The sequence below is a fragment of the Oscillibacter sp. genome (genome assembly GCF_040505565.1).
Taxonomy (GTDB): Bacteria; Bacillota; Clostridia; order Oscillospirales; family Oscillospiraceae; genus Oscillibacter.
On sequence record NZ_JBEUWZ010000009.1, the window covers coordinates 136,400 to 155,327 of the forward strand.

Consider the following 18,928-nt stretch of genomic DNA (forward strand, 5'->3'; position numbering starts at 1 on the left):
GCCCCCTTTTGTAGCGTTTCTTCTGTAATTTACCGCGCTATACCGGACCAGCGCGCCTGATAAGCGGCCAGCGCGGCCAGCGCCGCGTCGCGGCAGTCTCGGCCGATGGGAACTCGACCGCCGTCGGACATCCGGAAGGCTTTCCCGTCTTCCGACCGGACCCGGTAAAGGTTAATCAGAAAGCTTTTCTGACAGCGGAGAAAGCTCTCTTCTGGAAGGAGCTCCGTCAACTCCAACAGGGAGACTCCCGCCGTAAACGCCCCCTGTGGGACATGCAGGATGCAACTCCGCCCGCACGCTTCCGCCCAGATGAGATCACACATCGGTATACGGAGGCGGGTTCTCTCTGAAAACACCTCCAGCCGCCGCAGGGCGCCCTGCCAGCGCGGAAAGCAGCGGGCCAACGGCCGTTCCAACGTCGCGGCGGTCACAGGTTTGGAGACAAAGCCGTCCGGATGGAACACATAGCTGTGGATGGCGGAATGCGCAGAGTCGGAGCAGAGCAAAAGCGCCCCGCCCCATGGGGATTCTCTCAGAGCAGCCGGAGAGGGAAACTCCCCGCCGTCCGCATCCAGAAACAGCACGGCGCACTCGGATGTTTGCGCATCTTCCAAAAAGGATGCGCAGTCCGACCAAACGCAAAGCGCGACGTCCGCGCAGACGGTCTCACTCCATATGCGGAGCGCCTGCGCAAGATGGTCGGAGAAGACACAGTCCGGGGAACAGAGCCCGAAGGAAACGGCGCCCTGCTTTATAATCTGCTCCATCACTGACCTCCCGCATACCAAAACGCTGGCTCATGACTTTTCCACAGTAAAACGTGCGCCTTTGTAATACTGCAGCTCAAAAACATACCCATGACTCAAAAATGGAATTATTTGCTACTGACTACGATCAAAATCATGTTAGCAGATTTCAAAACTCCATGCAAGGATATTTTCGACTCATTTCGCACATTTTCCTGCCTCCCTGCAAAATTGCGCGGAGGCAGTTTGCTTTTCAGTGCATTTGAAGGCAATTCATGCCAATTCAGTTGTAATTTTTGAAAACGCTACCTATGATACACTCAGAGGTAATTCCGGAGCGCTGCATGGCAAGAAGGTGGCGGTTGTGAGAGTGGCCCTGTGTGACAACAGCGTTTCTTCGGCGGAGCAGATAAAAAACTGGATCGGCCGGTACTGTGAGCTTTACGGTTATTCGGTTTCCTTTCGCACGTTTCTCTCTCCTGACTCGTTTTCCGCGAATAAGGAGACGTTTGAGACGGTATTCTGCGGCTTTGGGGGCGGGACCGGCTTTCTGGCGGCGCGCGCTCTGCGCGAGCGGGACCGGAACTGCAAGATCATCCTGATCGACGACACACCGGAATATGCAATCCGCAGCGTCCGCCTCCACTGCACGGATTTTATTCTGCGGCCCGTGGATTTTCGGAAAGTCGTGCGCAGCATGCAGTTGGCGGGGAGGCAGAGCGTATGAACCGAATCTTGACAAAGAAGCAGGAGTCTCCGCCCACCGCCGCGCCGACAGCGGAGCAGACGGTCCGCCGACAGCTTTCCTGGGCTGCGGGGACCGAGTCGTTTCAGAACCGGGACCCGCTTTACCACATAACGGAATCCTTTCAGCAAACCTTTGACGCCATTGGGCGCAGACACGGCGCGGAGATGGCAGACACGGCGGCTCCGGAGGAGGCACCGTCCGCGGAAGCGCCGGACCCCACGTCCGCGCGTCCGATTTTTGAGGACTCCGGCCGGGAAGGCGGAGCTTTGCTCAGCCGGTTTTCCGAAACGGCGTTCCAGCGCGGAACACTCTCCGCTGCGGTACTGCGCGGGACGGGCCAGATGATGCTCTTCTCCTGTCTGAAAAAGACCGTGGGGCAGTCCCAGCCGGACAAGTGGCAGCAGCGCAAGCTGTTTCAAACCGCGTCCCCTGAGAGAAACGTGCCGGGGTACAGCCCGGACCGGGTTTTGTTTAACCGTGGCTTCACCGACAGCGCCGTTGGTCTGGTGGTGGATACCCTGCGGGACGCGCGCCGGGTGGTGGACGAAATGACCGATCTGGTCAGGGGCGGAAGCGAAATGGGTAAATCCGGGACGCTGCTCAGGATGTATCCATTTTTGGACGACAGCCGGGAACGGGAACTCCTGAATCAATACCGCGAACAGCTTGCGGGACTGGGGTCGGGCGATCCCGCCGCGTCCGTTCTGCACAACGCGACGGTTCGCGCGGAGGCGCTGATTGCGAAGAAGGCGCAGATGAAGCTTGCGTTTATCAACAAGCTCCGCTTTCTCTCGGACCGCGCCACGGAGACACTGGCCGAGCTGGAGGCACCGGGAGCGGCGGAAGCTTTGTATGGAGCGCTCCGCGAGGCGGAGGGCGCACAGACGCCGGAGGAGGGTGACGGAGACGGAAAAGGAGACGCAGACGCTTCCCCGGGAGGAGACAGCCCGGGAACGGGAGCAGACCCAAGAACAGGAGAGCCGCAGTAAATCGAAGAGCGCCTTGGCTCCTGCCCTGCGGGCGGTTCTCGGAGGCGTCCCGCTGAGGGAGCTTCCGCCCCGCACACTCAAGGAGCTGGCGGCTTTCGCCGGAAACAGCGGGATGCTGGCTCTGGCGGAACTGAGCCGGAGCAGGCCCGCGCTGTCGGAGTGTCCGCCGCTTGGCGGCGGAGGTCCCGGCATTCCATTTGAAATTCCGGAGCTGGTCTGTCCGCTGACCGCGCCTGCGGGACTCCCAACGGAAGCCGCCGCGGGAGGGGGCTGCGATCCAGCTACGCTGAGCGCGTGGGGAGGCGGCCCATGAGCGGTCGATTCCATTTTCAGGACAACCCGGACGGCGCAGCCGAGCTGGCGGCGCTGCTGGATGACAGCGGCGTGCCGTACGATCGGGCGGGCAACCACTTTGAACTGCTGTTTACAAAGGAGAGCCGTACCTGGCGGACGGTGTGCAGCTGCGAGGGGGGCCGGGTTCTGATCTACGGGATTCACCCACAGCCCGCCGCAGATCTGACAGCCGCGCTGACCGTCTGTTCGGATGTCAACCGGCAAATGGTTCAGGGGGCCTGCTTCCTGACGCAGGAGCGGATTGTCTGCCGAACCGGAGCGGAGCTTTCCGAACCTTTCACGGCCCGCGAACTACTGGCACAGGCGCTGGAATACAACGCCGCGGTAATTTCGCATTTCTGGGAGGCGCTGGAGGCAGGAGCTTCCGGCTCTGGTCATTTCAATTAAGGACCGTCCGGCTGACCGCGTTTTGCCTTGCGCATAAGCCAAAACCGCCCCATGTATTTCCGTAAAGGATATTCATTACTTTTAACGGAAAATCGTATCAATCTTGAATGCGGCAAAAGACCGCGTTGAGATAAGAATGAATCCAAAAATGTTATTCCAACGTCAGAAAGGAGGAATGCTTCATACCGCAGGCGAAGAGGACGGTGTGGAGCACACAAACATGGCAGAGTATCTATCACCAGGCGTTTATGTGGAGGAGTATGACTCCGGCGCAACCCCCATGCAGGGCGTCAGCACCAGCACGGCCGGCTTCCTCGGTCTTGCGGAACGCGGGCCTACCATCGGCCAGCCGCAGCTGGTCACCAATTTCGCCGATTACAAGAGGATGTTCGGCGGTTACCTGAGCGAGGCCGCATACGGCAGCGCACGCTTCCTCCCCTACGCAATTGAGCAGTTCTTCGCAAACGGAGGGTCCCGCGCCTATATCATGCGCGCGGTGCCCGGCGACGCAAAAGCCGCCTCGCTCACGACGGGCGTTCTTCGGATCACCGCTGCGAATCCCGGTGCCTGGGCTGAGAACATGCGTGTCTCGGTCTCATCGGCCTCCAAGGCAAAGACGCAGGTTTTGGCCGTCAGCGGCGCGGACCTGACGCTTAAAAACGCGGACGGCTTCAGCGCGGGCGACGTGGTAGAGCTGTTCGACGGAAAGGCGATTGCCCACGCCACCGTGAAGAATGTCCTGGACCGGGTCGTCACGCTGGATGCCCCCTGCGCTCTGGACGTGGCCGATTCCAAGGTCGGCACCGCAAAGTACATCAAGACCTGTGAGATCACCATCACCGCCCGTCTGGATGACAGCGTGGAGACGTTTGAAAACCTCTCCCTGAAGCCGGACGCGCTGAATAACGTCTGTGTCCGGACCCGGAAATCCGACCTGATCTGCGTGGAGGTGCTGGAGGGCAAGGCCTCCGCAAGAGAAAAGGCAAAGGACAAGGACGGCAAGGAACTTCCCACATCGGCCAGCCCCGCTGCCATCGTGCCGTTTGAGCTGTGCGGCGGCGGAGATGCCGAGCTGGTCCTGACGCTTGTCGGCGGCGCAAATGGCTCCGTCCTCACCGTCACCGCCGACGCGTATACCGGAAAAGACGACGGTCCGGGCAGGCGCACCGGACTGCAGGCGTTCCGGGAGAACGGAAACGTCTCCATCATGGCGATTCCCGGCGTGACCGCGCCGGAGGTTCAGGCCGCGCTGATCGGCTTTTGCGAGGAGAAGAAGAGCTGCTTCGCGCTGCTGGACGTCCCCATGGATATCAAGAAGACCAACGACGTGGCCAACTTCCGCGATATGTATGACTCCACCTACGCGGCCATGTATCATCCCTGGCTGGAGATGATGGACGCGGGCGCCAAGCGCTCCGCATACTTCCCGCCCTCCGGCGCAATCGCCGGTGTCTACGCCCGCGTGGATACGGAGCGCGGAGTCCACAAGGCACCTGCCAACGAAGTGGTGCGCGGCTGCACGGGCCTGTCCTGCACTTATAACGAGGGTGAGCAGGACATCCTTAACCCCATCGGCGTCAACCTGATCCGCGCCTTCACCGGCCGCGGCATCCGCGTCTGGGGCGCACGGACCATCAGCTCCAATGGCCTGTGGAAGTATCTGAACGTCCGCCGCCTCTTTATCTTTGTGGAGGAGTCCATTAAGGCCAACACCAACTGGGTGGTCTTCGAGCCCAACAGCGCGACACTGTGGAGCCGCGTGACCCGGACGATCGAGACCTTCCTCGCCACCTGCTGGCGCGATGGAGCACTGGCCGGGTCCAGCCCCTCCGAGGCCTTCTTTGTGGAGTGCGGCCCCACCACGATGACGCAGGACGATATCGACAACGGCCGCCTGATCTGCAAGATCGGCATTGCGCCCGTCAAGCCCGCCGAGTTCGTGATCTTCCGCATTACGCAGAAGACCTCCTCCGCTTCCGAATGATCCCGCGCACACTGTTACAGAAAGGGTGAACGTACATGGCCATCAACTATCCATACCGCGTATTCCGCTATCAGGTCGAGATTGACGGAATCAGCCGCGCGGGATTCTCCGAGGTGTCCGGCATGAGCTCCTCCACCGATGCCGTGGAGTACCGCGAGGGCGATGATCTGCGCAACACCCCGCGCAAGCTTTCCGGGCTCACAAAGTTCGGAAATGTGACGCTGCGCTGGGGCGTGTCCGACGACTCCGATTTCCTGGACTGGGTCTATTCCGTGGCTCCCACAAACACCGCGCCTCCCACCGGTATTGTCCGCCACAACGTGACCATCACGCTGATCGACGACGCCGGCAACCCCGGCCCATCCTGGAACCTCATCAACGCGTGGCCTGTGGGCTACACGGTGCCGGATCTCAACGGCATGGGCGGCGAGGTCGCCATCCAGTCACTGGAGCTGTGCCACGAGGGCCTCGAGCACACGCCCGGCAGCGTGTCCGGCGAGCCCTCAACCATCTGAAACGAAGAGAGATTTTTTTAAAAGGCCGCGCGTATACACGCGCGCGGCCTGACCCCACGAATGCCTCCCAGCCCGTGGGCCGCAGCGCCTTTGGGCTGGGGGGGTGTTTCGGATGAATGCGCTTTTTCGGAGGATTTGTAAATGCAGACTGAATATGAGTTTGAACTGCCGAAGGGTTATGTGGACTCCAACGGCGATGTTCATAAGAAGGGTACCATGCGTCTGGCCACCGCAGCGGATGAAATTCTTCCGCTGCGCGACCCCAGAGTCCAGCAGAACGCGGGGTATCTGACCGTGATCCTACTTTCCAGGGTTGTCACAAAGCTGGGGACGCTGAGTACCGTTAACACCCACGTCATCGAGAACCTGTTTACAATGGACCTTGCGTATTTGCAGGATCTGTACCAGCGGATCAATCTGTCGGAGACGCCGAAATATCAGGTCACCTGTCCCCACTGCAATCAGCAGTTCGAGGTGCCGCTGGATTTTTTGATAGGCTGACGTCCGTTCCGGCCGGAGTGAAGTCGCCGACGGAAGCCGCCGTCAGCGCTCCGCAGCGGCCGGGCGGTCTATCCGGAAACGGGCGCGCGCGGGGGATGCCGCTCTACCCGCAGGAACGGCTCTATCAAGAGATGTCGTTTTTGGCCTATTACCTGCACTGGTCTCGGGAGGATCTGATGAATCTGGACCACTGGGAGCGGCGGCGCTGGTGCAGTGAGATTTCAGCCATCAACAAGAAGCTCAGCGGAAACGAACGAAATACTTACGAGTTTAAGTGAGGGAGGACGCGAACGGGATGGCCAATTATACCGAACCGCTGAAAGCCTTCCGGTTTTTGGTGGAGATGGAGAATAGCGGCGTGGTCGCGGCGGCGTTTTCCTATTTTTCAGGGGTGAAGATGGACGTCCGGACCGTCAGCGGCCGCGCGGGAGACGACTGGCGCGGCGTGCAGACCGACGTTCCCGTACTGACCGTGTTTCAGCCGGTCACGCTGTCCAAGGGAGTCGTGGGCGACAGCGACTTTCTAAGATGGCTCCATTCCGCTTCGGCCGGAGTGCACAGCGGCCCCACGGGCATCTCACTGCGCCGTACGCTGAATGTTGTGGCACTGGATGAACACGGAAAGCGCGGCGTGACATGGTCTTTGCGCGGTGCTCTGCCCATCGGCTACGAGCTTGCGCCCATGGACGGCGGCCGGAGCGAGGTGCTGACCGAGAGCCTGACGTTTTCCATTCAGGGAATGGAACGGAAGACGGAGGGCGGGAGCTGAGAGCGAATAAAGCAGGGGAGGTGGTTTGATGTCTTTTCAATCGGGGGCCTATTTTTCGGTGATGCTGTCGGGTCTCGGCATTTCCCTCAGGGGGGATTTTGTCTCCGTCTCCGGGCTGGACATGGAGTTTGAGTACGAGACGTTCTGTGAGGGCGGCAGCAGCTATCCGCGCTACTTCTTTAAGCAGGCAAAGCCGCAGACCCTGATCCTGCAGGAGGGGACGCTTACCTCCCTGGACACAATATCGATTCTGGTCAATATGACAAATCTGGGGATGTCCCTTTCCCTCAGTGGGATCATCTCCCTGATGGACAGCTTTGGAAAGCTGAAGAGAGTCTGGACAATCCGGGGAGCCCATCTGGTGAAATACGAGGGGCCGCAGTTGGACAGTAACCAGCCGAATCTGGCGGTCAGCCGGATTGAACTGGTTTATAACGGGAGCTGCTGATGAAATCTATTTCCGTGGTCAAAGAGAACCCCGGTATCCTTTCCCGGGAAGCGTTGGAGGGAACGGGTTACGGCCTGCTCTGCCGGGCGTTTGCCCTGCAGATCCTCAGCCGCATGAGCGTGACTGACGGCCTTTACCGGCAGTTGGCGCTGGAGTTTCTCAAGGAGCCGGAGCCGGCCGTCCCAGCGGAGAACGAATACCACATCAGTCTTGAGCTGATTCTCGAGACGCTCCGAAAGCTGGAACCGCCCGAAGGGCCGGAGCGCGTCCGGACGGAGCGGCTGCTGGAGCGCGTGGAGACGCGGCTCTGGGAGCGGACCAACGCACCGGAACGAGAACGGCCTGCTCCGGCGGAGCCGCGCCCAATGGCGGTTACGCTGCAAAACCTTCTGTTCCGGACAATGTTGCAGCTTTCAGAGGCGGAAAAGACTCTTGCTTTCCCCCATAAAACGCTCTCTGGCGCCTTTTTGCGGGCGGAGTCCGCTGCGCGCGCCGCGTCGGCCGAAGCCGCCTTCCGCGCAAAGAGCGCTTCGACGGCGGCAGCGGCAAATGGGCAGAAGCGGCGTATAGACGGTAATTTCTCTGCTTCCAATGTGCTTGCTTTTGAGCAAAGCGGTATACCGACGAGACCATCTCCTGCGATGCGGATGAATTCTCAGAACAAGCCAGAAGCTGAAAGCCTTCGCATAAACGCACCGGACGCGGCACGGCCCGCAGACGCGGAGACGGTTTTTGCAACAGGGAAACCGCAATCGGAAAGCGACCTTTCTCCCACACAGATTGCCGAAGCCATGGAACGGACGCTGGAGCGTCGGCTCCGCGAAGAAACCGCGCGGCAGGCGGCCACGGCAGAGCAACAGCGCCGGGAGCCGACGGCGGCGGTTGACCGGAGCGCGGCAGCAGAGCCATTTCGGGAACCGAAGGGGTCCCGCCCCCGAGCGGAAGAACCGAGTATGATGAAAGGCTCCCAGCATGTGCCGCCCCGCTCTTCCAGAGCGAAGCCGGAATGGAAAAAAGACGAACCTGACCGCCAAACAAGAGCAGTCGGCATTGAAGTGGGCGATGATTTTCACAGCCTGCCGGCGGACTCCGGCCGGAAACCGGGTGAACCCGCCTCACAGAAGCACGGTTTTTTGCCGGTGAACCAGGATATTCGGACGGCTGCCGAGGAGAAGTCAAGCTCGGCGGAGCATTCCCAGCGGTTCTCCGGAGATCCCGAACCGGGAAAGCCTCTGCCGCGTTCGCTGCGAATTCCGCAGACTCAGGAGCTTATTGAAAACAGCAGCTCACGGGAGATTTACATACGGGAACCCGAGGAGCTTGCATTGCGGGAATTCCATACGCCGGAGCCTGACGCGGGAAAAATCGGGCTGTCAACGCGCGATTCATCGGAGAAGTTGCGGCAGTCTGCCCAACAAATTTTTGATGGTTCGGAGTCCGGCGGGTCCGCCGGAAAGGCAGCGAAGCCGCCGGTTTCGGAGAATACGGCAGCCGGTTCGACTGCGTCTCCAGTCTCCATGGCAACGGTTTCTTCCTCTGCCGCCGGGGAGCCTGCGGCATCCGGCAAGCGTTCCGCGAAAGACCAGACACCGACGGCAGAGTGGCGGGACTCCGGGCGAGAGGACCGCTTTTCGGCCCCAGCTCCGCAGACGCACGGCCTTTCGCCGGTGAGCCGGGATATCCGAACAGCCGCGCCTGCGGAGAAGACGGATTCGGCGTATCCCCGGCAGATGTTTGGTGCCGCTGATCCAGCGGCGGACATGGTATATTCGCCCGAAACCTTGTATGTTCAGAAGACGTCCGCAGAGAACGCCGGTTTGCCGGAGCCCACACATTCTGCCTCAAAGTCGGAGCTGCCCGGAAAGGCGGCTCGGGGAGCTTCAACTCCGGTGCCGGTGGACATTCGCTCTTCCGCTGCCGCCGAGGCGCGTTCGGAGTCCGCGAGCATTCAGGCACCAGCCGCCCGGCAGATGCTTCCAAAGTCCCCGGCTGAACTTCAGCCACCGGAGACGCAAAAGGCGGAGCGACAATCCTCCGGACTGCGGGGCCGAACCGCAGAGCGCAGCGGACACAGCCCCACCGCTCCGACGGTAAATCGGGACATCCGGACGGCAGTCCGGACGGGGGAATCGGCGAATCGGGAGGAGCCCCCGCTGCGGACATTCGGTGCTTCTGAACGAACGGAGTTTTCGCCCCGGGCCCTGACCTTGCCAGAGACATTCCCAGACAATGCCGGTCTGTCGGAGAAACGAGAAACGGCATATGTCGGGAAGGAACCTAAACCGTTGAAATTTCGTACGCCGGAATCCGATGTACCGGAGCGGCCGACGCCCACTTTGCGGAGCGGCAGCCTGACAAACGGCCCCACTAAGCCCGGCTTACCCGGACCCGGCAGACTTGCCGGGAAGATGGAAAACTTACCTGCTCTGAATCACCCGGCAGCTGGGGCGACGGTGTCGTCAATCTCTGCGGCGGAAGTTTCTGCCGCTGTTGCCGGAACGGCTTCGGCGCCTGCAAAGCCCTTTAAGATTGGACCGCCGCGCGCCGCCGAATCGGCGTTTTTGGAACTTGTGCCCTTTCGGAACAGGAAAGCGCCGGACAGTGTGTCGCCAGCCATGCCTGCAAGGGCAGGCTTGTCCCCGACCCGCGAGGCGGAGAACAAAAAAGAGCGCAGCCCCGCCCGCGACTCAGTGAAAACAGAGCAGGTGAGGAGCGCACCTCCGCGCGTGCAGGCGACTTCGCAGACCGCCGCCCTAAAGATGCCGCGCACAATGGAGAGCGCACATCCGCAGGAGCTTACTCCACCCCGTGCCGCTATGCCGGTGAGCCGTGACATTCGGACGGCGGGGCATCTTACGGGGGGTGTCCCGCGCGGCGTGGCGGAGAGTGCCGGGGCAAGCTATTCGGACGCCAGCGTGCCGGTGCTGGAGTATGCACCTGCCGCTTTCGTTCGGCAGGAGCCCGCCGAAGCGCCCGCCTCGCAGATGGACTCTGAATATGTCAAAAGTCTCCCTGCATGGGCGCAGAATTTTCTGAAAAACAGTTCTGTGGCCGAAAATCCGGACGCGGGCAGCGCGTTTCCCACTGCGGCTCGGGACATCTCGGTGCTGCCAGGGTCCGGCGGGGAAGCAGGGCAGATGCGTTGGGCGGCTGCGCAACGATGGATGGCTCCGCAGCGCCGACCAGAGGAGCTCTCCTTCCGGCAGAAGGAGGAACCGCAGACCACGCGGCCGCAGGAAAAGCTGTCGGACACGGAGATTCGGCATATGGCCGACAAGGTCTACAAATTGATCGAGGACCGCATCCGCAGAGAGCGGAGAAGGCTGGACCTTTGATGAGAGGAGCGGAAGAACATGTATATCGGTCTGCCGAATCCCAATCAGCTGATACCGCTGAAAAAGCTGCATATTTCGAAAGCCGGCGGGACGGACTCCGGCTTTGACGTCCTGTTCAATCCCGAAAAGTATGTCCGGACCCGGCAGGTGCAGTATTCCGACAAAGCCGGTCTCTCCATGGATATGCCCATCACGCAGTTTTCACACGGCTCGGCGGAGATACTGAAATTTTCCCTGTTCTTTGACAGCATGTCTGCCGGAGCGGAGGTGGGCGGCACCTTTGGCAACCGCCTGAAGATGGAGGCTAACAGCAAGCTGCCCTCTATTTTGAAATTTGTGGATGTCTCGGATTATACGCAAAAAGTCTATAAGCTGATGGAAATCGACCCAAAGCTCCACGTTCCGCCGCTGCTCCGTCTGGACTGGGGATCGCTTCACTTCACAGGACATCTGGTGCAGTGCGAGCAGAACTTTGTCCGCTTCAACGAGAAGGGGGTCCCGGTTCGCGCGTGGCTGGAATGTACCTTCCGGCAGTTTATCAGCAATATCGGGACCAAGTCGCTGGAGTCCCCAGATACCACCAAGTACCGTACCGTTCGCCAGGGGGATACCCTGAGCGGATTCGCAGGTCGTGAATACGGCGAAGCGGGCCAATGGAGGGAGATTGCAAACGCCAACCACCTCACAAATCCGCGCCTGCTGCGCAGCGGAGACACCATCGCCCTGCCCGCGCTGAAATAATTCGCAAAAGGGTAAAAAAGCCAGAAGGGAGGACGCCATGGATCAGGGTTCATACAAAATTTCAGAGCTGGAAAAAAAGTATGAAAAATTTCTGGCGCCCTCTATCGAAATCACCTTGGATGGAAAGAAGCTGGATACCAGCAAGACTCCGATCACGGAGCTGGAGGTGGAGCTGTCTGCGGGAGGATCTGCAGGCGGCTGCACGTTTACCGTGGACAGTCTGTTCGACTATGAGAAAAGTGAGTGGAAGAACGAGATCGCGAAGACCGTCAAGGTGGGGACCAAGCTGGAGGTCTCCGGCGGCTATGTCAAGCGGAGTCCGCTTTTTTACGGCTATGTGGACGAGAGCGTCATGGAGCACAGCAACGCCGGCGCACCCAAGCTCAAAATTTCCGGGATCGACGGGCTGGGCTTTTTGATGAGCTGCAACGAGCCCATTTACGGTGGAAAAACCAAAAGCAAGGAAATCATCACAAACATCTTAAAAAAAAGTGTGGCGGCGGGCTTTGCAAAGAAGTTCACCGTAGACAGCGGCAACGCGCTAAAGGAGTTTACGACCCCGCTGGTCAAGGAGCGGATGGACGATTTTCGGTTTTTGCAGCTCTTGGCCCAGCGGTACGGCATGACCGTGACGAGCATAGACGGGGAGCTGGTGTTTGACGCGCTGTGGAAGGAATCGGAGTCCATTATAAAGCTCACCATGGGAAAGGGACTGCTGAGCTTTACCAAGAGGGTATGCCTTCGAAACCAGGTGGGCAAGGTGGTGGTCTGGGGCCGGGACGTCAACGAAAAATTTGTCCAGGGCACCGCCGCCTCGGTTAAGACCGGAGGAAAGGGAAAGAGCGCGGCGCAGCTTGCGCCCGGGCTGAAGGGTGCGGTGCTGCGGGAGTTCAGCGAATTTGCTCGGACTGCGGAGGAGTGCACCCGCCTGGCGCAAGCCAGACTGGATGGACTGTCCATGAACCTGGTTTCCGGCGAGGGCGTGTGCATCGGGATCCCGGAGCTGATTCCGGGCCGGTTTATCACGGTTGACGGGATGGAGAGCGAAACGGAGGGCGTCTATTTCCTGAGTAAGGTGACCCACAGCTTTACAGCCGAGGGGTACTACACCCGTTTTGAAGTGAAGGGGGGAAAGACCGAATGAGCATCGAACAGCTTTTCGGGGAAAGCGCGGAGACGCAGAATCCCAGTCTACAGATTCGGCAGATGGGGCTGCGGCTGGCCCGAGTCACCAACATCAATGATGAGGAAAAGCTCAACCGGGTCAAATGCACCCCCATTGAAAACGAAAACAAAGAGGAGACAGACTGGTGCTATGTGATGGCACCGCTGGGGGGAAAAGCGTGCGGCCAGTTCTTTTTCCCAAATGTCAACGACCTTGTGGTGCTGGGCTATCTGGGCGGGGAACGGCCGATTGTGCTGGGTGCCGTCTGGAACACGGAGGTTACGCCGCCCTATACGATTGAAAACGGCAAGGTCTATAACTTCTCCATCAAGACGCCGGGAGGGTCGGAGCTGCTTTTCTATGACGAGCCGGGAAAGCAGAAGCTGTCGGTCACGACGCCCGCCGGATCGCAGCTGATTATTGACGACGAGAAGAAGTGCGCGACCTTTTCTGATAAAAACAGCGACAACAAGCTGGCAATGGACTTTGCCAAGGGCGAAATTGCTCTCTCCGCCAAAACAAAGCTGACGCTGACCGCCGGAAGCACGGAAATCACACTGCAATCCAGCGGTACGATCGAGGAGAAGGCGCAGAGCAAGGTGAGTATTGAGGCAGCAACGGTTGAGGGCAAGGCCACAGCCAAGCTGTCCTTGCAAGGGATGGCTGCAGAGATCAAAGCAGACGGCACCATGAGCGTACAGGCTTCCGGACCGCTGCAGGTCAAGGGGGCCATCGTAAAAATCAACTGACCAATGGAACACAGGAGCAGCTTGAGCAGACAGACGGGAGGCTAGATGATGAACGGACGCGAATTCCTCGGCAGGGGTGTAAAATTCCCGCTTCAGGTGGATGCCGGCACAGGCCGGATCGCCATGGTGAGCGCGGAGGAGGACATCCGGGAGGCCGTCGGTATCATTCTGCGCACTTCACAGGGCGAGCGGGTCATGCGGCCTGAGTTTGGCTCAAATGTTGTGGAGTACGCCTTCTCCCCCATGTCCTCCTCTGCCGCCCAGGGGATCAGCTATGATATTGCCCGCCAGCTGGAGGAGCAGGAGCCGCGAATCACCGACATTCAAGTGGAGTACCGCCCCTCCGTCGAGCAGGAGGGCGCGCTGGTGATTGAGGTGTCCTACACCGTGCGAAACACCAATAACCGGTATAACCATGTCTATCCATTCTATGTTACCGAGGGCTCGGAAGGAGGCGGAGCCATATGAACGCACCGATTCTGGACCCCAGAGGGCTTGAGGAAATCATGGCGCAGGTGGCCGCCCACGCCCGGCAATATACGCCGGAGTGGCGCTACGAGGGAACGGCGGACGATCCGGGCGCGGCGATTACCCGGCTGTTTGGGGAGATGTTTTATCAGACGGTGGACCGGTTCAACGCTGTTCCGGAGAAGCTGTATCTGGAGTTTCTGGAGCTTGTCGGCGTGCAGACCCCGGACCCTGTCCCAGCGGCGGGCCTGATACAGTTCAACGCGCACGATACGGTGGAAAAGGCGGTCCCCGTCCCCGCCGGTACTCAGGTGTTCACCGTGGACGAGGCTGGCGAAAATATCATCTACGAGACGGAGCGGCGGATTGAGTCCACCCCTGCCCAGTTGGAAGGCCTCTTTTACTCCGATCCCCGCAAGGGTGTGATTCAGGAATTGGACCTGTCGCACCCGCAGAGACTGTTTACTCCCGGAGACGGAAAAAACCTTCAGTGCCACCGGTTTGCTGTCTCATCCAGCGAAGTACTGGCCCTCTCCGGTCCCTTCACCGTTGAGATTGAGGTGCTCGGTGAGACGGAATTTGCCGCCGCGGAGACCGCCAAGGAGCTGGCAAACCCGGAACGGATGCGCTGGAGTTACCGCACCGGCGGCACCGAACGCTCCTTTGACAGCGTCCGGGCCGAGGGAGCCTGTCTGATTCTTGAAAAGACAGCCCCCGGGGCGTTGGAACCGGACGAGGAGGGCAACCGTTTTATCACCTGCGCCTGCTTGGGAGCCCTGGATGGAAACATTCTGCTGAGCGGCGTGCGGATGCGCAGTGCACCCGCCGGCCCGGTACCCATTGATCAGATGGCGGGCGGCGATACACCGATCCTCGCCGGCGAGGGCGGCTATTGCTTTGGCCGCCGCCCAACGCCGTACAGCCTGTTTTATCTCCGCTCCGACCAGACGTTTTGCAAGCGTGGCGCGCGGGTGAATCTGATGCTGACCGTCGCGCCCGTTGTTACGGATTACGAGCAAAGCTCGCCGCAGTATCAGTTTAATCAGCGTATTATCGACAAGCGGGATGCCGTGGCGATCAGGCCGGACGATGTGTTTGTCGACGAAGTTGCGTGGGAGTATTTTAACGGCGCGGGCTGGACCCGCCTTCCCGTGAGCGGCAGCAGAAATCCTTTTTCCTGCAAAGAGGCCGCGGCGGGGGAAACACTCTTTACCGTTCCGGAGGACATCTGTCCCGCTGAGGTAAATGCGGAGACCGGCTGGTTTATTCGGGCGCGAGTAGTCCACGTGGAGAATGAGTTTTCGGTCACACCGCGCTGGATCGTACCATTCGTAAAACAGGCGGAGTGCTCCTGGCAGTATCCCGGGGGGCGGCCAGCCGACCTATATTGGTCCGAAAACAACGGCGATACGGTGTGGCTCCGCGACGCCGCGGAGGTGAATTCTCTGCACTTCCAGGCACTGATCTCTCTGCCGGAGGAACCGGCGGCCATCTATCTGTGTTTCGACCGCTCCCCGGACGCCATGCCGCTTGCACTTTTGTTCGAGGTGGCGGGCCGTGCGATTCTGTCCGATAAGCTCTCCTTTGAGGCGTGGACGGGGGAACGCTTTGAGAAGGTGCGCAGCGTGGATCTCACGCGGAACCTGCTCCACACGGGCCTTGTGTTCCTTTACCTGCCCTCTATCCTGCCTCAGGCACGATTTTTTGGCCGCGAGGGCTGCTGGCTGCGGATGATCCGCAGCTCCTATCTTGAAAATTCTGGCGGCTATCCCCGTATCGGCGGCGTGCAGCTCAACACCGTCTCGGCGGTTCAGCGCCGGCATGCGCAGGAGCAGTGGTTCGACACCGGTTCCTATGAGGCCGGAAAAACGCTGACGCTGTTGGAGACGCCGACGCAGGATCTGAAGCTTTGGGTGGATGAGGTCAACGGCCTGACGGTGGCGGATGCTGAGACGCTGGCAAGGCAGTCTCCGGAACGCGTGCATCTGGAGCGGGAGGACGGTGTGCTGCTGCACTGCTGGGTCCTATGGGAGAGACTGGCCCATCTGGAGCTGGCGGATGGAGAGCGACGCGCCTATCTGCTGGATCCCTATTCCGGCACCGTCGCCTTCGGAGACGGGCTTCACGGGCGCGTTCCTCCCGAGGGAATGAGAAATATCCGCGTTACCTATGCGTTCGGCGGTGGAAAACGAGGCAACCGGCCTCGGGGGACCGTGGCGGAGTTGATCGGCGCGCTTCCGCGCATCAGCTCCGTGGCAAACCTGACCTCAATGAGCGGCGGCACCGACCGCTTTACTCGGGAAAAGACGGAGGAACTGGGCAACCGGCGCTTGCGCCACCGGTACCGGGCACTGGGCGTCCGGGATTTTGAGGAGATGGTTCTGGAAGAGTTTCCGCAGGCACAGCATGTCCGGTGTTTCGCGGGGCGGGATGAAAAGAACCGGAAAGCACCCGGGAATGTGACGGTCGTGGTAGAGAATGCCGATGCGGACGCGGGCCGGTCAGCGCTGGACCTGTGCGACCGGATTGGGGAGTATTTGGAGACCCGGTGCAGCTGCACACTGGTGTCGTCCGGTGGCCTGCATGTGATTCCGTCCGCCGTGCTGACGGTGAACACGCAGATCGTGGTGGAGGTCGAGGATCCGGATGAGTCCGCCGCAACGCAGCAGAACCTTGCGGACCGGCTCGCAGAGCTGATCGGCCACCGCTGGCGCAGCCGCGGCATCGGAGATCAGGTCAGGGTCGATCAAATCTGGCAGACGGTACGTGACACGCCCAACGTGCGCCTGACCCGGCAGGTGCTGGTGGAGGGCGTCTATGACGAGGACGGCGCGACCCGCTCCGTTCCCCTGGAGAACGACGGGACGATTCCCTACGCCACTGTGCGCAGCGGGTTGCATAGAATTCAAATCGGCTGACGCACGAAAGGAGAGACGGAATGCTTAACAAGCGAAATCTGGACGATCAGACCTATCAGTCCATTCTGGAAACCGCGATGAGCCGGCTCCCCTGGATTTGCCCTGCGTGGACCGATCATAACGCGCACGATCCGGGCGTGACCATTCTGGAGCTGATGGCATGGTACAAGGAGATGCAGCAATACCAGCTCAGCCAGCTTACCGACGAGCTGCGCGCAAAGCTGCTGAAGCTGGCGGGTGTCCGGCGCCGTCCAGCCTCGCCGGCGGTCTGCGCGGTGTACCTGCCGGAAGGCGGCCCGGCCCGCCCGGCCCTGTCCCGGCTGACGACGTCTGAGGGTGTCCCCTTTGAGCTTGAATGGCCGGTACCGGAGCGGACGTCCCGAATCGAGCATGTTCTCGTGGACGGGACGGAGCTTCTGGAGATGCTGCGCTCCGGCCGGTTGACCTTTCAGCCCTTCCGTTTTGGCGGGCGGCCCGACACGGGACTTTGTATCGGGCTTTCCTCTCCCGGGCAGGGTGACCTGCTCATCTGGTTTGAGGTGGAGCCGCCCGTTGGAGCGGCGCGCAATCCATTCGACCGGGACGACCAGAAGCCGCGTACACTCGAGTGGAAAGCGGAGGGTCTTGGGGCCGTGGCCCCGCTGCGGGATGAGACCCATGCCCTGAGTCAAAGCGGCTATGTCACTTTTTCAGTTCCGCGGGACTGGCCCACCGACGCGGACGGCCTGCGCTGGCTGAGCGTCCGGCAGACGGACGGCGGTTGCGAGGAAGCCGTGCGGCTCTCCAAAATTTCAGTCTCCCGTTGGGAGGCCGTCCAGCGGGAGACGCGCGCATGTAGCCATTCCTTTGCCGCGCCGAAGGAGTGGGAGTGGTCTGTTTTGTTGGACGACGCAACGAGCCGACGGGCGGAGCTGGCCGTGTTTCTGCGCCGAAACGGGACGTGGGAACAGACGAACGGTTACGAGTCCCGTCTTCAGCCGGAGGGCCGGAGCGTGTGCGTGGATACGACCGATACGGAGCAGGACGGCGAAAAAAACGTGCTGATCGTCTGTCTGGACCCGGAGCACTGTTCGGACCTGATCTTCGATGCCCAGGGACTGCCCGGCGAGACGTTCTTTCTGAATCTGGGGGGAAGGGAGGTACTGACGGAGGGATTCACACTCCTCTGCCAGACGCTGGACGCCGACGGCAGCGTCCGCCCCACACAGTGGCGCTGCGCAGACGATTTCTACGTGAGCTCCCCCAGGGACCGGGTGTTTACTTACGATCCGCTGCGCGAGACAATCACGTTCGGCGACGGGGAACACGGCGCACTGCTTCAGGCAGGCGGCGGTGCGGTGCTGGTCACCGGCATGACGCTTTCTCTGTGCGGCGGCGGAAATATTCCTGCCGGAACCGGAATGCGCTTCACAGACGACGACGCGGCAGTGCGAAACGAGAGTGCGTCCGGCGGAATCGGGTATGAGAGTGCGGCGGAGGCGTCTGTCCGCTTCCTGCAGCTGCTGGAGAATACTCAAAAATGTGCGTCCGCCGCCGATTATGAACGCTTGGCGCTGACGACGCCGGGCCTGCGGGTAGGTGCGGCAAGGGCGCTGCCCGGCTACGATCCGGACGAACCGGCTGGCACCAGCCGGACGCCGACAGTCACCGTGGTGGTAGCCCCCGCATCGGAGAACGAAAAACCTTTGCCGGACAGCCGTTTTTTGGCGGCGGTGCAGGAGCGGCTGGAGCGTTACCGCCCTGTGTGTACCCGTGTGCGGGCCGTGCCGCCGGCCTATCAGGGGGTTCTAGCCTCCATCCGGCTCACCGCACGGGAGGCGGTGAGTGAGGCGGCAATCCGTGGCGTTGCCGAGCGGTATCTCTCCGCCGATGGCGCCGGTATCGGCGGGGTTCTCCGCCCAGGCGAGCTGTCGGCACGGCTTCAGGCCATCCCAGGCGTTCTGCGTGTGGCGCGGACAGACCTGCGGGCGCCGGGACCCGGATGCTACCAGAACACGGCAGGGGAGATTCAGCTGCCGCCTTGTACAATTCCATGCCTTCAAAAGTTGGAACTGATTTTGACATCGGCGGAGACGGCCGGCGAATGAGTCCTGTGGGACTGCGGAGCAATG

Annotated in this window: 18 protein-coding genes; 17 read left to right on the forward strand and 1 reads right to left on the reverse strand. The window is 60.8% G+C overall.

All coding sequences use genetic code 11. The annotated features are described in order from the left end of the window. Nucleotides 1–29: 29 nt before the first annotated feature. The gene (locus ABWQ15_RS03635; RefSeq protein ID WP_353907467.1) at nucleotides 30–767 is read right to left on the reverse strand and encodes a LytTR family transcriptional regulator DNA-binding domain-containing protein; all 738 of its coding nucleotides are present in this window, start codon (nucleotides 765–767) and stop codon (nucleotides 30–32) included. Nucleotides 768–1,110: 343 nt separating this feature from the next. Between ABWQ15_RS03635 and ABWQ15_RS03640 the strand changes: the two genes are divergently transcribed. From ABWQ15_RS03640 to ABWQ15_RS03720, 17 genes are all read left to right on the forward strand, one after another. Further along, a complete protein-coding gene (locus ABWQ15_RS03640) occupies nucleotides 1,111–1,473 on the forward strand; it encodes a hypothetical protein (protein WP_353907468.1) in 363 nt (120 codons plus the stop codon). Next, nucleotides 1,470–2,483, forward strand: coding sequence for a hypothetical protein (locus ABWQ15_RS03645; RefSeq protein WP_353907469.1), 1,014 nt, complete (start codon nucleotides 1,470–1,472; stop codon nucleotides 2,481–2,483). Before ABWQ15_RS03640 ends, ABWQ15_RS03645 begins: the two co-directional genes overlap by 4 nt. Then, nucleotides 2,392–2,796 carry a hypothetical protein gene (locus ABWQ15_RS03650; protein ID WP_353907470.1) on the forward strand — a complete coding sequence of 135 codons (405 nt, stop codon included), beginning with the start codon at nucleotides 2,392–2,394 and terminating at the stop codon, nucleotides 2,794–2,796. The genes ABWQ15_RS03645 and ABWQ15_RS03650 overlap by 92 nt, the downstream gene beginning before the upstream one ends. Further along, nucleotides 2,793–3,224: a hypothetical protein gene (locus tag ABWQ15_RS03655; RefSeq protein WP_353907471.1), complete on the forward strand. Its 432-nt coding sequence runs from the start codon at nucleotides 2,793–2,795 to the stop codon at nucleotides 3,222–3,224. Before ABWQ15_RS03650 ends, ABWQ15_RS03655 begins: the two co-directional genes overlap by 4 nt. Before the next feature lie 175 nt (nucleotides 3,225–3,399). Next, complete coding sequence (locus ABWQ15_RS03660) at nucleotides 3,400–5,208, forward strand: phage tail sheath subtilisin-like domain-containing protein (RefSeq protein WP_353907472.1); 1,809 nt, start codon at nucleotides 3,400–3,402, stop codon at nucleotides 5,206–5,208. Between the two features lie 35 nt (nucleotides 5,209–5,243). After that, nucleotides 5,244–5,723 carry a phage tail protein gene (locus tag ABWQ15_RS03665; protein WP_353907473.1) on the forward strand — a complete coding sequence of 160 codons (480 nt, stop codon included), beginning with the start codon at nucleotides 5,244–5,246 and terminating at the stop codon, nucleotides 5,721–5,723. Between the two features lie 141 nt (nucleotides 5,724–5,864). Next, nucleotides 5,865–6,224, forward strand: coding sequence for a phage tail assembly protein (locus ABWQ15_RS03670; RefSeq protein ID WP_353907474.1), 360 nt, complete (start codon nucleotides 5,865–5,867; stop codon nucleotides 6,222–6,224). Nucleotides 6,225–6,319: 95 nt separating this feature from the next. Further along, complete coding sequence (locus ABWQ15_RS03675) at nucleotides 6,320–6,502, forward strand: DUF6760 family protein (RefSeq protein WP_353907475.1); 183 nt, start codon at nucleotides 6,320–6,322, stop codon at nucleotides 6,500–6,502. Between the two features lie 17 nt (nucleotides 6,503–6,519). Beyond that, nucleotides 6,520–6,993 (forward strand): phage tail protein, encoded by a 474-nt coding sequence (locus ABWQ15_RS03680; RefSeq protein ID WP_353907476.1) that lies wholly within the window; start codon nucleotides 6,520–6,522, stop codon nucleotides 6,991–6,993. 28 nt (nucleotides 6,994–7,021) lie between these two features. Continuing rightward, entirely contained in the window at nucleotides 7,022–7,441 is a 420-nt protein-coding gene (locus ABWQ15_RS03685; RefSeq protein ID WP_353907477.1) for a phage tail protein, read from the forward strand. Next, nucleotides 7,441–10,776: a hypothetical protein gene (locus ABWQ15_RS03690; RefSeq protein ID WP_353907478.1), complete on the forward strand. Its 3,336-nt coding sequence runs from the start codon at nucleotides 7,441–7,443 to the stop codon at nucleotides 10,774–10,776. Before ABWQ15_RS03685 ends, ABWQ15_RS03690 begins: the two co-directional genes overlap by 1 nt. A gap of 18 nt (nucleotides 10,777–10,794) precedes the next feature. Continuing rightward, the gene (locus tag ABWQ15_RS03695) at nucleotides 10,795–11,517 is read left to right on the forward strand and encodes a CIS tube protein (RefSeq protein WP_353907479.1); all 723 of its coding nucleotides are present in this window, start codon (nucleotides 10,795–10,797) and stop codon (nucleotides 11,515–11,517) included. A 37-nt stretch (nucleotides 11,518–11,554) separates the two neighbouring features. Then, the gene (locus ABWQ15_RS03700; protein ID WP_353907480.1) at nucleotides 11,555–12,661 is read left to right on the forward strand and encodes a phage late control D family protein; all 1,107 of its coding nucleotides are present in this window, start codon (nucleotides 11,555–11,557) and stop codon (nucleotides 12,659–12,661) included. Continuing rightward, a complete protein-coding gene (locus tag ABWQ15_RS03705) occupies nucleotides 12,658–13,431 on the forward strand; it encodes a phage baseplate assembly protein V (RefSeq protein WP_353907481.1) in 774 nt (257 codons plus the stop codon). The genes ABWQ15_RS03700 and ABWQ15_RS03705 overlap by 4 nt, the downstream gene beginning before the upstream one ends. 48 nt (nucleotides 13,432–13,479) lie before the next feature. Further along, nucleotides 13,480–13,899 (forward strand): GPW/gp25 family protein, encoded by a 420-nt coding sequence (locus ABWQ15_RS03710; protein WP_353907482.1) that lies wholly within the window; start codon nucleotides 13,480–13,482, stop codon nucleotides 13,897–13,899. Then, nucleotides 13,896–16,817 (forward strand): baseplate J/gp47 family protein, encoded by a 2,922-nt coding sequence (locus ABWQ15_RS03715; RefSeq protein ID WP_353907483.1) that lies wholly within the window; start codon nucleotides 13,896–13,898, stop codon nucleotides 16,815–16,817. Before ABWQ15_RS03710 ends, ABWQ15_RS03715 begins: the two co-directional genes overlap by 4 nt. Before the next feature lie 20 nt (nucleotides 16,818–16,837). Beyond that, nucleotides 16,838–18,904 carry a baseplate J/gp47 family protein gene (locus tag ABWQ15_RS03720; RefSeq protein ID WP_353907484.1) on the forward strand — a complete coding sequence of 689 codons (2,067 nt, stop codon included), beginning with the start codon at nucleotides 16,838–16,840 and terminating at the stop codon, nucleotides 18,902–18,904. Nucleotides 18,905–18,928: the final 24 nt, after the last annotated feature.